Source organism: Mesorhizobium sp. M0983 (assembly GCF_040318975.1).
In the GTDB taxonomy this organism is placed as follows: domain Bacteria; phylum Pseudomonadota; class Alphaproteobacteria; order Rhizobiales; family Rhizobiaceae; genus Mesorhizobium.
In genome coordinates, this window is record NZ_JAMYNH010000003.1 from 449005 (window position 1) to 461219 (window position 12215).

Here is a 12215-nt window from a genome sequence, read left to right on the forward strand (position 1 = left end):
TGCTGCTAAACCCGTCGCTCCACCATCATCTTCTTGATCTCGGCGATCGCCTTGGCCGGGTTGAGCCCTTTGGGGCAGGTCTGGGCGCAGTTCATGATCGTGTGACAGCGATAGAGCCGGAACGGGTCTTCGAGATTGTCGAGCCGCTCGCCCGTTGCCTCGTCCCTGGAATCGATCAGCCAGCGATAGGCCTGCAGCAGCGTCGCCGGGCCGAGATAGCGCTCGCCGTTCCACCAGTAGCTCGGGCAGGAGGTCGAGCAGCAGGCGCACAATATGCACTCGTAGAGCCCGTCGAGCTTTTCGCGGTCCTCATGGCTCTGCAGCCATTCCTTGGCCGGCTCGGGCGACACCGTCTTCAACCACGGCTCGATCGAGGCGTGCTGGGCGTAGAAATTGGTGAGGTCGGGCACAAGGTCCTTGACCACTTGCATGTGCGGCAGCGGGTAGACCTTGATCGCGCCGGAAATGTCGTCGCAGCCCTTGGTGCAGGCCAGCGTGTTCGACCCGTCGATGTTCATGGCGCAGGAGCCGCAAATGCCTTCGCGGCAGGAACGGCGCAGCGTCAGCGTCGGGTCGATCTTGTTCTTGATCCAGAGCAGCGCGTCGAGCACCATCGGCCCGCAATCGTCCATGTCGACGAAATACGTGTCCATGCGCGGGTTCTCGTCATCGTCCGGCGACCAGCGATAGATGCGGTATTCGCGCAGATTGGTCGCGCCCTCCGGCTTCGGCCAGGTTTTTCCGGCCATGATCTTCGAGTTTTTCGGAAGCGTGAGTTCGACCATTATCTCAGGTCCTTTCGGATGACGAGCTTCAGCCCGGACCAGATCCCGTTTATGGCGGCGACCTTGACGTCGACGAGGTCGAGCTTCAGCGCCTCGGTGCGGATAACGTCCTCGGTGACGTCGGTCGGCACTTTCGATGCCTTCTTTGGCCACGACACCCAAACCATGCCGTGCCGCTTAATCGCCGCTTCTACGTCGCCAAGACGGTCCTCGATTTCGACACGCCGCCGGGCGAAAGCATGCACGGCATCGTATTTCTCATGAACGCCATAGATCGCCGACCAGTCAGCCACCCGGTCGACGTGGGCAAAGTCGACGGCGTCGGTCAGATCGTCGAGTTCGGGCGGCAGGGCGACGAAGGCGGCAATCATCCCGTCCTTCAGGCCGAGCTTGGCCGGAAGGGGTGTGCCGGAATATCCAGCTGCCGCCAGCGCCATGATCAATACACCCTGGCCTTCGGCGCAATCTTGGCCGGGTTGATGCCGCCGTCTGCTTCCTTAAGCAGCGTCTCGGCGTGCACCGGCCGGTAGCTGAGCGCTACCTCGCCGGCCTCGTTGAGCCGGGCCAGCGTATGCTTGCGCCAGTTCGCGTCGTCGCGGGCCGAAAAGTCCTCCCGCGCGTGCGCCCCGCGGCTTTCCTTGCGCGCTTCGGCGCCGTAGACGGTGGTGATGGCGTTGGCCATCAGGTTTTCCAGCTCCAGCGTCTCGACCAGGTCGGAGTTCCAGATCATCGAGCGGTCGAACACCTTGACGTCGCCGAGTTCACCCCAGATCTGCGAAATGCGCCTGCAGCCGCTTTCCAACGATTCCTGGGTGCGGAACACCGCCGCGTCCTCCTGCATCGCCTTCTGCATCTTTTCGCGCAAAACCGCTGTCGGCGTCGAACCGTTGGCGTGGCGCAGCCGGTCGAAGCGGTCCATGATCTTTTCGACCGAGGCTTCGTTGGGCGACGGGATCGCGACGTTGCGGTCGATCACCTGGCCGGCCCGGATCGCCGCCGCACGGCCGAACACCACCAGGTCGATCAGCGAATTCGAACCCAGCCGGTTGGCGCCGTGCACCGAGGCGCAGCCGGCCTCGCCGACGGCCATCAGCCCGGGCAACACCTGGTCCGGGTTCAGGGCGGTCGGGTTGAGCACCTCGCCCCAGTAATTGGTCGGCACGCCGCCCATATTGTAATGGACGGTCGGCAGCACCGGGATCGGTTCCTTGGTCAGGTCGACGCCGGCAAAAATCTTTGCCGACTCTGAAATACCCGGGAGCCTTTCGTGCAAAACGGCCGGATCGAGATGGTCGAGGTGGAGAAAAATATGGTCCTTCTTCGGGCCGACGCCACGGCCTTCGCGGATCTCCAGCGTCATGCAGCGCGAGACCACGTCACGCGAGGCCAGATCCTTGGCTGACGGCGCGTAGCGTTCCATGAAGCGCTCGCCCTCGGAATTGACGAGATAGCCGCCCTCGCCGCGCGCGCCCTCGGTAATCAGGCAGCCGGCGCCGTAGATGCCGGTCGGGTGGAACTGCACGAACTCCATATCCTGCAGCGCCAGGCCGGCGCGTGCGACCATGCCGCCGCCATCGCCGGTGCAGGTATGCGCCGAGGTGGCCGAGAAATAGGCGCGGCCATAGCCGCCGGTCGCCAGCACCACCATCTTGGCCGAAAAACGGTGGATGGTGCCGTCGTCGAGGTTCCAGGCGACGACGCCGGTGCAGGTGCCGTCCGGCTCCATGATCAGGTCGAGCGCGAAATACTCGATGAAGAACTGCGCATTGTGCTTCAGCGACTGACCGTACAGCGTATGCAGCATGGCGTGGCCGGTGCGGTCGGCGGCAGCGCAGGTGCGCTGCACCGGCGGCCCTTCGCCGAAATTCATCATCATGCCGCCGAACGGCCGCTGGTAGATTTTCCCGTCCTCGGTGCGGCTGAAGGGAACGCCGTAATGCTCGAGTTCATAGACCGCCGCCGGCGCCTCGCGCACCATGTATTCCTGCGCGTCGGTATCACCCAGCCAATCCGAGCCCTTGACCGTGTCGAAGAGATGCCACTGCCAGTTGTCGGGCCCCATATTGGCGAGCGAGGCGGCGATGCCGCCCTGAGCGGCGACCGTGTGCGAGCGCGTCGGGAAAACCTTGGTGATGCAGGCGGTGCGCAGGCCCTGCTCGGCCATGCCGAGCGTGGCACGCAGGCCAGCACCGCCGGCGCCGACGACCACGACGTCGAATTTGTGGTCGACATAGCTATAGGCGGAAGCCGTATTGGCGTTCTTCGCGTCCTTGGCCAAAAATCAGCCTCCAAATGCCAGTTTAAGCAGGGCGAAGACCGAAGCGACGCCGACGACTACGGGAAAGAATGTGTTGAGCGCGAGCAGCGCCAGCCTGGTGCCCTCGCCATGCACATAGTCTTCGATGATCGCCTGCATGCCGAGCCGCATGTGGTAGAGCACCGACAGCAGCACCAGCGCCAGCACCAGTGCCACGAACGGATTGGCAAGTGCGGCGCGCACCTCGAGATAGCTGGCGCCGTTGAGTGCGATCAGGAAGCCGACGAAGAACAGGACCAGCGGGATGTTGGAGATCGCCGTCAGCCGCTGGCGCCAGAAATGGCCGGTGCCCTCGTGGGCCGAACCGAGGCCGCGGACCCTGGCCAGCGGCGTGCGCATATCGGTGTTTTTGCCGGTCATGTCAGGCTCCCCCGCGCCATGTAGCCGGCGATCCAGATCAGCAGCGTCAGCGTGACCGAGCCGGCCAGCGTCGCCCAGGCGATCCTCGAGGCCGTATGCTTTTCCAGCCCGGCCCCAGTGTCCCAGATAAGATGGCGCACGCCGCCCAGCATGTGGTGCATCAGCGCCCAGCTGTAGCCGAACAGCACCAGCCGCCCGAGCCACGAGCCGAAGGCCCAGTTGACGGCATTGAAGGTCGCCTCCGAACTCGCCGCCGCCATCAGCCACAGCGCGACCAGCAGCGTGCCGAAATAGAGCGCCCCGCCGGTGATGCGGTGGACGATCGACATCGTCATGGTGATCGGCGGCCGATAGACGGTCAGATGCGGCGAAAGCGGCCGTTCACGTCTGGTAAATTCGCGGGTGGCTGGTGATTTGCTCATGGCTCCCCCAGTTCGGCGTCTCTGGAGCCTCAGGTGGAAATGCGGCATTACCGCTTCCGGTTGCGACTTCGGACAGCCGGTTTCTAATGCTCTTTTTGCACCGCGTCAAAGCCGGAAAACCGTTTTGAAAACGTAATTTAGTCTGATGAAAGCGAAGGTTTCAGCTTCAATCGATTAGGGCTGTGGCCTTGAGCCGGCACAATGTCGCTGCACTGCAAAATATGGCTGCCGCGCCGGGTCGATCAGCGTGTACAGGCCACCGGTGAGGCACCGCCCTTCATCACCAATGCGTCGCGCCCGTCGATCACGATTGCGTCATGCGCCTCGCCGTACCGGCTGGTCTGATTGGCGGGTGAGGCCGGCAGCTCGGAGCTGGTGCCGTCCGGGCCGAGCACGCGCACCGACGTGCCGAGATTCTCGATGGTCATCATGCTCCCGTCGGCGCATTTGTAGGTCGCCGTGCGCGGCTGCGGTGTCGATTCGGTTGGAGCGATCGCGACAGAAGCGGCCACTGTATTCCCGAGCTTGGGCGCACTGGTCTGCGGCGTGCAGGCGGCGGCAGCCAGCAGCGAGGAGACGGCCAGCGCTATCCGAAACGTGCGGCGTAATCTCATATGCTGCTTCCCCGCGCCTCGAAACCGGCCGCGATGCCCCGGCAAGCCGCCGGATTTCATGCTTTTTGAGTCGTGCTCGATGCCGGCGATGGTGGGAACAAGCATGGCCGAATGATGGCCGGTGGCCGCTCGAATATTAACCATGTTTTCCGAGACCTCGCGGCGGCGGCGGTTGCCCTCTTAACAAAGGTTAATAAAAGGTTAATTTCTGATTCGAGGAGGCTTGCCTCTCAGCAATGGAGCAGCTCGCCATGCATTCGAATTCAGCCAGATCGTGCCTTCGCGGGTTCCTATTGGCGGCGCTCGCCGTCGGCATCGCCGCACCGGCATTCGCCGGAACGCGCCACCACGACCGCGTCTATGCCGATTCCTTCGGCAACCTGGTCATCGAAAGCGCCGCCGGCTACAAGCGCATCCTCGTCGGCGAGGGCAAGCTCGCCAAGGAATTGTCCGACTACACCAGCGCCGGCCAGCCCGAGGTGATCTATGAAAACGACTCGGATGAGGTCCGAAACGGCGACTGCTACAGGCCGCCGGTTTTCGTGAAGGGCCGCAGCTATATGTACGGCCTCTCCGACGGCGAGATGCCGGAGCTCAGCCCGTGCCGCTGACGGCCGCGCTGCCGTTTGTCGCCGGCGCCGGCTGGGCAGCAGCCGGCCCGGCCGAGACACGCACGCAATCGCGGCCGCTGCCCTTCGCCTGATAGAGCGCTTTGTCGGCGCGCCGCAGCAGGTCGGAAAAGCTTTCGCCCGAACCAAGCTCGGCAACGCCGAAACTGGCGCTGCAGCGATGATCCGCCGGCAGGCAGTCGATGGGCGTGGCACCGAAGGCGGTACGCGTGCCCTCGGCGAAGAGCCGGGCGGCGGCGAGGTTGGTCCCCGGCAGGAAAATAGCGAATTCCTCGCCGCCGATCCGGCCGGCGACATGATGGTCGGCCGCGGCATCGCGGAGAAAACCGGCAAAGGTCTCGATGACCCGATCGCCGGACGCGTGGCCGTAAGTATCGTTGATGCGCTTGAAATGGTCGAGATCGGCAATGACCAGTGCCGCTGGAACGGCCCGCCGCATGGCGTCGCGCAGTGCGATCTCGGCATGGCGCTCGAAGCCGCCACGGTTGAGCAGCCGTGAAAGCGTATCGGTTTCCGATTTCGACGTCGCCTCGGCGAGCACGTCGCGGACCAGGATAGCCAATGTCACCAGCGCAAGCGCCAGCCCGAACACGGTGCCGATCGACTGCGACACCAACGCATAGCTGGTCTGCGCATAAGATTGCGGGTTGGCACCCCAGCCGCCGAGCGCATGGGCGATGAAGGGTTTGCTGGCGAACTGCAAGGTGCTGGCCGCCAGGACAGCCATCAGCATATAGTCGAGCCGCTCGCGTCTTTGCCTGGACGACAAGACGATCGCCAGCCCGGTGAATTGCATAGCCGCATAGGGAAGCTGGTAGGCCGCCATTCGCACAAAGGATTGACGTGGCAGGTCCTGTACGAAGTAGACCGCCACGGTGGCGAAGACCAGGAAGAAGAGCATCGGCGGCCAAGGGCGCGAAACGCCGTATTTATGGGCAAGCCCGCCATTGAAGGCGACGGTAGCGCCAAGGAAAGCGGCAAAGGCTGCGACAACCACGGGTCGTGCATTGTCGAAGGCAGGGATGCTGAATTCGATGGCGAAATAGGCCATGCCCAGTACATAGCCGAACGCAAGCCAGCGTGCCGACACCCGTCCTGCGTCATAGACGGCGATCGTCATGAAGGCCGCCGCCAGCAGCCCGGCAACGAACAGGTTGATCACCAGGATGAAATTGGCGCTGCCCATTGCGTTTTTGGCACTCCCCCCGAACAGCAAATCACCAAGCGCGAAAAAGACGTTAATTCGAAGCCGCCGCTGACGCTCAGCCAGCACTGGTCCGATCGGGAAAGAACACCGTTTCAGGCCGCTGATAGGACAGGCACACGCTGTCGCGGCCATTTCTCTTGGCTTTGTAGAGCGCTTCGTCGGCACGGCGCATCAGCGGGTCCAGCCCTTCGTCGCCCGTACGGGCGGCCACGCCGAAGCTCGCGGTCACTCTTGTGTCGGGCGGAAGCCCGTCGATTCTGCCCGCCGAATAGAGCGTGCGAATGGCTTCGGCAAACAGTCTTGCCGCGCCAAGGTCACTGAGCGGCAAGAGCACGGCGAACTCCTCGCCGCCGATGCGGCCGGCAACGCCGCGCGTGCCTGCAGCCGATAGAAGCTTGGCGGCGAAGTCGGCGATGACGCGATCCCCGGCCGCGTGGCCATGCTGATCATTGAGCGCCTTGAAATGATCGAGATCGGCCAACACCAGCGCAACCGGCAATCGCGCCGTGGCACAGTGCTGCAGGACAAGCATGGCGCGCTCCTCGAAGCCACGGCGGTTGAGCAGGCCCGACAGCGGGTCCGTCAGGGTTTCGGTCTTCAGGGCCTTCATCACATCGAGCGCGGCGGCGCCGAACAGGCAAAGCGCGATAAGCAGCGACAGCAGCGCATGCGACAGCAGTGCCGTCGTCCAATAGGACGAGGAGTAAAGCCCTTCATAGCTGGCAAATGGACCATGCGCGATGACGACGGCAAGGGTCCGCACCAGGAAGTTCAGGCCGGAAAGCAGCGACAGCACGAACAGGATCATTTCCGTCGGGCCGTTGTTGCGCACCACGCGCAGCTCGGCGGCGACAACCAGGCTGATGCCGCCGAAGCTGAAATTGATGGCAAGGATCCGCCAGGTGATATCCGGCCGGGCAAAGAGAAACCATGAGACCGCGGCAAGGCCGCCGGCCGCCAGAATGCCGATCGCTGGATACGGCACGCGCCGCCCGTAGCGCGCGATGACCGCGCCGGCGAGACAGCAGGTCGCGAAGGTGAAGCATAGGATGGACATGAGCTTGGTCGGCGCCATACCGACCGGCAGCGTGAAATACTGGAGCAGGAAGCCTGCGGCCGAGGCCGAGTAGCCCGCCGCCAGCACGATCAGATAGGGACGGTGGCGCTGATAGAACCACAGCACGAGAAATGCCGCGCCGAGTGTGAGGGCGATGCCTGGATTGAGCAGCGCTATGAGCAGGCCGGTGTCCAAGCGCTGTAAGTTCCCCTCGCTTCCCCTGAGGAGACATTAGAGCGGAAGCCCAAACAAGCGGTTAAGCGAAGGCGAATATACGACGGATTCATCGGTGAAGCTGCTGGACGGAACCGGGAACGGCGGGCGGCGTTTCACGACGGCAACCAGGAGACGCTCTGATGGCCGACACGATCATGCTGACCGATCACGATGCAATTCGCTCATGGGCCGCGGCGCGCGCCGGCTTTCCGGCGATCGTCGACGTGTCGCCTGAAGCCGGAACCCAGGCCATGCTGAGGCTGGTCTTCGGCCAGCACGCCTACCAGGATCAGGACGAGGCCGAACGCCCGATCAATGCCGGCGGCTATGAACTGGTCGAATGGGACGAATGGTTCAAGCTCTTCGACGAGCGCCAACTGGCGCTGGTCGTCGCAAAGGACCAACCCGGCCGCCGTGAGGGATTCCACGAATTCGTCAGGCGCCCCAGCTGAAGAAATGCCCGAACCGCACTGCGGCTCGGGCAACTCATATCCGACTGCGTGCCCTGCGCTATTTCCACTCGCGGATATCGACGAAATGGCCGGCGATCGCTGCTGCTGCCGCCATTGCCGGCGACACCAGATGGGTGCGGCCCTTGAAGCCTTGGCGGCCCTCGAAATTGCGGTTCGAGGTCGAGGCGCAGCGCTCATGCGGCTTCAGCCGGTCGTCGTTCATGGCAAGGCACATCGAGCAGCCCGGCTCGCGCCAGTCGAAACCGGCGGCGACAAAGATCTTGTCGAGACCTTCGGCCTCGGCCTGTTCCTTGACCAGGCCGGAGCCCGGCACGATCATCGCACTGACCCGCGGATTGACCTTTTTGCCCTCGATCACCTTGGCGGCGGCGCGCAGATCCTCGATGCGGCCATTGGTGCAGGAGCCGATGAAGACGCGATCGAGTTCGATATCGGTGATCTTGGTGCCCGGCGTCAGGCCCATATAGTCGAGCGCGCGTTGCTTGGAGGTGCGCTTGTTCTCATCAGTGATGTCGTCCGGGTTCGGCACGATGCCCTGGACCGAAACGACGTCCTCGGGCGAGGAGCCCCAGGAGACGATCGGCGGCAGCTTTGCCGCGTCGAGCACGACCACCTTGTCGAAATGCGCGCCTTCGTCGGACCGCAGCGTCTTCCAATAGGCGAGCGCGGCATCCCAGGCTTCGCCCTTGGGGGCGCGCGGCTTGTCCTTGACATAGGCGAAGGTGGTCTCGTCGGGCGCGATCAGGCCGGCGCGGGCGCCGGCTTCGATCGACATGTTGCAGATCGTCATGCGGCCTTCCATCGACAGCGCACGGATCGCTTCGCCGGCATATTCGATGACATAGCCGGTGCCGCCGGCCGTGCCGATTTCGCCGATGATGGCAAGGATGATGTCCTTGGCGGTGACGCCTTCCGGCAGCGCGCCGTCGACACGCACCAGCATGTTCTTTGCCTTGCGCTGGATCAGCGTCTGCGTCGCCAGCACATGCTCGACTTCCGAGGTGCCGATGCCATGCGCCAGCGCGCCGAACGCGCCATGCGTCGAGGTGTGGCTGTCGCCGCAGACGATGGTCATGCCGGGCAGCGTAAAGCCTTGCTCCGGCCCGATGATGTGGACGATGCCCTGGCGGATGTCCTTCTCGGAATAGTATTCGATACCGAAATCCTTGGCGTTTTTGGCCAGCGCCTCGACCTGGATGCGGCTTTCCTCGTTCTTGATTCCAAACTTGCGTTCCGGCGAGGTCGACACATTGTGATCGACCACGGCCAGCGTCTTTTCCGGATGCCGAACCTTGCGGCCGGTCATGCGCAGGCCTTCGAAAGCCTGCGGGCTGGTGACTTCGTGGACGAGGTGGCGGTCGATGTAGAGCAGGCAGGTGCCGTCGTCCTGGCGGTCGACCACATGGTCGTCGAAAATCTTGTCGTAGAGGGTGCGCGGTGCGCTCATTTGCGTAAATCCGTCGATTTAAAAAAAGGAAAAGGACGCCGGTCGGCCCGGCGAAACAGCCCGGCGAGTCTGCCTTAGCTAAGTCGGCTGGTCAGCGCCCCGCAGACGCGCGCCGAAAATCGCGACGGCAGGCGTTTTCTGTCCTGCAGCACGAAACCCTTATAGGCCGGATCGCCAAAAAGCTCTTCCATGGCGCTGCTCTTATCAATGTTTTGGCTTTTCAGCAATCGTGGCGGCCTTCGCAGGCGCTTCACAGCACCTCGAACACAAACGTCTTCACCAGCGCGTCGGGCTCGGCGATCGCATAGCAGCGGAACCATGGGCTCTCCTCGACCGGCCGCCATTTTTTCGCCTGCTCCAGTTCGTCAAACACGGCTTGAAACCCGCCGCTTTCAAATACCTGGTCACGGACGGTGAAGATGGCGTGGCCGCCCTTCCTGGTGATGCGTACCAGTTCACGCAGGCCGGACGCCGGCGCGTGGCTGATGGTGAACACGCCGGTCGAGAAGAAGGCGCGAAAATACCCGTCCGCCCAGGGCAATGGCCCGCCGAGCATCGCCTGTTTCAGCTCGCTGTAGGCCTGCCGGCTGCCGGCGATTTTCAGCATGTCCTGCGACAGGTCGAGCCCGGCAATATGGTGGTAGCCGAGTGCCTTCAGGGACGGCCCCGACAGGCCGGTGCCGCAGCCGGCGTCCAGCAGCGGCCCTTCGCCTGACGGCACGTGGCGCGCCACCCAGGCGGCGATCAGGAACGGCAGGAGATAGCCGAGCGCCGCGGTTTCGCTGTCATAGGTCGCAGCCCATTGCGCATAGGCTTTGGCGAGCGCCTCAGGCGTGTCGGCCGTGTAGACTGCTTCCAGCGCCGCATTGGCTTTGTCGATGATCATGGTTCTCCCCGGTCGCATTCGTTCGATGGTAGCGCCGTTTTCGCCTGCCTTCTATTCCCCATGCTGGTGCCGCAGCCGCTTCTCCAGCGCCCGCAACGCCAGCGACAGACCGACGGTCAGGATGAGATAGATATAGGCGACGATCGAATAGGTTTCGAAGAAGCGGAACGAACCGGCGGCGTAGATCTTGCCCATCTGGGTGATGTCGGCGACGCCGAGCACCGAGACCAGCGAGGAATCCTTGACCATGGCGACGAAATCATTGCCGAGCGGCGGCAGGATGGTGCGGATCGCCTGCGGAAAGACGATCAGCCGGAAGCGCTGCGTGCGCGTCAGCCCGAGCGCCTTCGCCGCCTCGATCTGACCCTTCTCGACCGCCTGGATGCCGGCGCGGAAGACCTCCGAGATGAAAGCGGAATAGCCGATGGTCAGCGCCATGATGGCGCGCCATAGCAGCGACACGTCGCGTACCAGCAGCTCACCGAACAGGCCGGCGCTTTGCAGCGGCGCCGTCAGCGCGTTCCATGCCGCGACGAAGGCCGGCGCGCCAGCAAAGGCGATCCAGAACAACAGCACTAGGATCGGCACGCCGCGGATGATCTCGACGTAGAAGCGGGCGATCTGGCTGAGCCAGCGTGAGCCCGACAGCCCCATCAGCGCCACGCCAAGCCCGATGGCGCAAGCCAGCGTGAAGGCGACCACGGTGACGAAGATGGTGACGCCGATGCCCTTGGCGACGGTCGCGAACACCTGGGCATAGAGGTCGCTGGCGGCGATGAAGATGGCGGCGGCCAAGGCGATCGTCACTGCCACGGCAAGCCACCACGGGAAGTCGGATTTGGCGGAGGCTGGGGGCGCCGGCGGCATCAAGCAATACCGGTGACAGAGTCGCCCAGAGTCAGCACGAGTTCCCGCGCATCACCCGGCACCCGCGACAAAAGTCCTACTGCCCCATCTTGTAGTCGAGGAACCACTTCTTGTTGAGCGCGTCGAGCGTGCCGTCGGCCTTGAGCGCGGCGATTGCCGCGTTGACCGGCTTCACCAGGTCGGAGCCCTTGGGGAAAATGAAGCCGAAATCCTCGGTGCCGAGTGGGCCGCCGATCAGCTTAAGGCCGCCATTGGACGCATCGACATAGCCCTTGCCGGCAGTGCCGTCGGTGAGCACGACGTCGACGTCGCCGGACTTCAGCGCCTGCACCGTCGCGCCGAATGTCTCGAACAGCTTGATGCGCGGATTCTGTTCATTGCCGTCGAGGACGCTGTAGACCGCGGTGTAGAACGGCGTGGTACCGGCCTGCGCGCCGATCAGCCCGTCCTTGAAGGCAGCGAACGTCTTGGCATCGCTGAAGCGCTTCTCGTCGCCGCGCACCAGCATGAACTGTTCCGAGCGCATATACGGGTCGGAGAAATCGACCTTCTGCTTCCGGTCGTCCTTGATGGTGATGCCGGTCATGCCAATGTTGTACTGGTTGTCGGAAACCGCCTGGATCATCGCGTCCCAGGAAGTATTCTGGTACTCGACCTTGAAATTCAGCCGCTTGGCGATCTCGTTCATCGCGTCATATTCCCAGCCGATCTGCTTGCCGGTCTTGGCATCGATGAACTGCAGCGGCGGATAGGCGTTTTCCGTCACCACCACCACTTTCTTGCCGCCGAGGTCGGGCAACACCTGCGCCATAGCCGCGACAGGCACAAGAAGGCAAGCCAGCAGGCCGGCCAGCAGCAGTTTCGAATTGATCATGACTATGCTCCCCAGGAACTGAACCGCCTCGATCGGCCGAGGCATGCAGGAAAATCCGGCG

General features: G+C 63.5%; 14 protein-coding genes. 2 read left to right on the forward strand and 12 right to left on the reverse strand.

Features of this window, described 5'->3' with window-relative positions; translation table 11 throughout:
- Positions 1 to 5: 5 nt before the first annotated feature.
- The 6 genes from NKH71_RS08715 to NKH71_RS08740 all read right to left on the reverse strand — a co-directional run bounded on the left by NKH71_RS08715 (position 6) and on the right by NKH71_RS08740 (position 4498).
- Positions 6 to 785, reverse strand: a complete 780-nt coding sequence (locus NKH71_RS08715; RefSeq protein WP_023722699.1) for a succinate dehydrogenase iron-sulfur subunit — start codon at positions 783 to 785, stop codon at positions 6 to 8.
- The gene (locus NKH71_RS08720; protein ID WP_031195236.1) at positions 785 to 1222 is read right to left on the reverse strand and encodes a DUF3052 family protein; all 438 of its coding nucleotides are present in this window, start codon (positions 1220 to 1222) and stop codon (positions 785 to 787) included. Before NKH71_RS08720 ends, NKH71_RS08715 begins: the two co-directional genes overlap by 1 nt.
- A 2-nt stretch (positions 1223 to 1224) precedes the next feature.
- A complete protein-coding gene (gene sdhA / locus NKH71_RS08725) occupies positions 1225 to 3063 on the reverse strand; it encodes a succinate dehydrogenase flavoprotein subunit (protein ID WP_023722701.1) in 1839 nt (612 codons plus the stop codon).
- 3 nt (positions 3064 to 3066) lie between these two features.
- A complete protein-coding gene (gene sdhD / locus NKH71_RS08730; RefSeq protein ID WP_023722702.1) occupies positions 3067 to 3462 on the reverse strand; it encodes a succinate dehydrogenase, hydrophobic membrane anchor protein in 396 nt (131 codons plus the stop codon).
- The gene (gene sdhC, locus NKH71_RS08735) at positions 3459 to 3884 is read right to left on the reverse strand and encodes a succinate dehydrogenase, cytochrome b556 subunit (protein WP_023722703.1); all 426 of its coding nucleotides are present in this window, start codon (positions 3882 to 3884) and stop codon (positions 3459 to 3461) included. The genes sdhD and sdhC overlap by 4 nt, the downstream gene beginning before the upstream one ends.
- A gap of 242 nt (positions 3885 to 4126) precedes the next feature.
- Positions 4127 to 4498 (reverse strand): hypothetical protein, encoded by a 372-nt coding sequence (locus NKH71_RS08740; RefSeq protein WP_031195237.1) that lies wholly within the window; start codon positions 4496 to 4498, stop codon positions 4127 to 4129.
- Positions 4499 to 4749: 251 nt separating this feature from the next.
- Here NKH71_RS08740 and NKH71_RS08745 point away from each other — a divergent pair, with 251 nt between their 5' ends.
- Positions 4750 to 5109 carry a hypothetical protein gene (locus NKH71_RS08745; protein WP_031195239.1) on the forward strand — a complete coding sequence of 120 codons (360 nt, stop codon included), beginning with the start codon at positions 4750 to 4752 and terminating at the stop codon, positions 5107 to 5109.
- Here NKH71_RS08745 and NKH71_RS08750 read toward each other — a convergent pair.
- A complete protein-coding gene (locus tag NKH71_RS08750) occupies positions 5093 to 6313 on the reverse strand; it encodes a GGDEF domain-containing protein (protein WP_352894754.1) in 1221 nt (406 codons plus the stop codon). The two genes, NKH71_RS08745 and NKH71_RS08750, sit on opposite strands and share 17 nt — an antisense overlap.
- A 76-nt stretch (positions 6314 to 6389) precedes the next feature.
- The gene (locus NKH71_RS08755) at positions 6390 to 7586 is read right to left on the reverse strand and encodes a GGDEF domain-containing protein (protein ID WP_352494059.1); all 1197 of its coding nucleotides are present in this window, start codon (positions 7584 to 7586) and stop codon (positions 6390 to 6392) included.
- Between the two features lie 161 nt (positions 7587 to 7747).
- Here NKH71_RS08755 and NKH71_RS08760 point away from each other — a divergent pair, with 161 nt between their 5' ends.
- Positions 7748 to 8059, forward strand: coding sequence for a hypothetical protein (locus NKH71_RS08760; protein ID WP_023722708.1), 312 nt, complete (start codon positions 7748 to 7750; stop codon positions 8057 to 8059).
- Positions 8060 to 8117: 58 nt separating this feature from the next.
- On the opposite strand, the gene leuC is transcribed toward NKH71_RS08760, so the two are convergent.
- From leuC to NKH71_RS08780, 4 genes are all read right to left on the reverse strand, one after another.
- The gene (leuC, locus tag NKH71_RS08765) at positions 8118 to 9527 is read right to left on the reverse strand and encodes a 3-isopropylmalate dehydratase large subunit (RefSeq protein WP_352790112.1); all 1410 of its coding nucleotides are present in this window, start codon (positions 9525 to 9527) and stop codon (positions 8118 to 8120) included.
- A 250-nt stretch (positions 9528 to 9777) separates the two neighbouring features.
- On the reverse strand, positions 9778 to 10413 hold the full coding sequence (locus tag NKH71_RS08770; RefSeq protein ID WP_023722711.1) for a class I SAM-dependent DNA methyltransferase: 636 nt from the start codon (positions 10411 to 10413) through the stop codon (positions 9778 to 9780).
- A 51-nt stretch (positions 10414 to 10464) separates the two neighbouring features.
- Positions 10465 to 11280 (reverse strand): amino acid ABC transporter permease, encoded by an 816-nt coding sequence (locus NKH71_RS08775; RefSeq protein WP_023722712.1) that lies wholly within the window; start codon positions 11278 to 11280, stop codon positions 10465 to 10467.
- Positions 11281 to 11356: 76 nt separating this feature from the next.
- On the reverse strand, positions 11357 to 12154 hold the full coding sequence (locus tag NKH71_RS08780; RefSeq protein ID WP_031195240.1) for a transporter substrate-binding domain-containing protein: 798 nt from the start codon (positions 12152 to 12154) through the stop codon (positions 11357 to 11359).
- Positions 12155 to 12215 lie beyond the last annotated feature (61 nt).

Coding starts and splice junctions, on each gene's coding strand:
- NKH71_RS08715 (WP_023722699.1), bottom strand. CDS start 785: ATGGTCGAACTCACGCTTCCGAAAAACTCGAAGATCATGGCCGGAAAA.
- NKH71_RS08720 (WP_031195236.1), bottom strand. CDS start 1,222: ATGGCGCTGGCGGCAGCTGGATATTCCGGCACACCCCTTCCGGCCAAG.
- sdhD (WP_023722702.1), bottom strand. CDS start 3,462: ATGACCGGCAAAAACACCGATATGCGCACGCCGCTGGCCAGGGTCCGC.
- sdhC (WP_023722703.1), bottom strand. CDS start 3,884: ATGAGCAAATCACCAGCCACCCGCGAATTTACCAGACGTGAACGGCCG.
- NKH71_RS08740 (WP_031195237.1), bottom strand. CDS start 4,498: ATGAGATTACGCCGCACGTTTCGGATAGCGCTGGCCGTCTCCTCGCTG.
- NKH71_RS08745 (WP_031195239.1), top strand. CDS start 4,750: ATGCATTCGAATTCAGCCAGATCGTGCCTTCGCGGGTTCCTATTGGCG.
- NKH71_RS08750 (WP_352894754.1), bottom strand. CDS start 6,313: ATGGGCAGCGCCAATTTCATCCTGGTGATCAACCTGTTCGTTGCCGGG.
- NKH71_RS08760 (WP_023722708.1), top strand. CDS start 7,748: ATGGCCGACACGATCATGCTGACCGATCACGATGCAATTCGCTCATGG.
- leuC (WP_352790112.1), bottom strand. CDS start 9,527: ATGAGCGCACCGCGCACCCTCTACGACAAGATTTTCGACGACCATGTG.
- NKH71_RS08770 (WP_023722711.1), bottom strand. CDS start 10,413: ATGATCATCGACAAAGCCAATGCGGCGCTGGAAGCAGTCTACACGGCC.
- NKH71_RS08775 (WP_023722712.1), bottom strand. CDS start 11,280: ATGCCGCCGGCGCCCCCAGCCTCCGCCAAATCCGACTTCCCGTGGTGG.
- NKH71_RS08780 (WP_031195240.1), bottom strand. CDS start 12,154: ATGATCAATTCGAAACTGCTGCTGGCCGGCCTGCTGGCTTGCCTTCTT.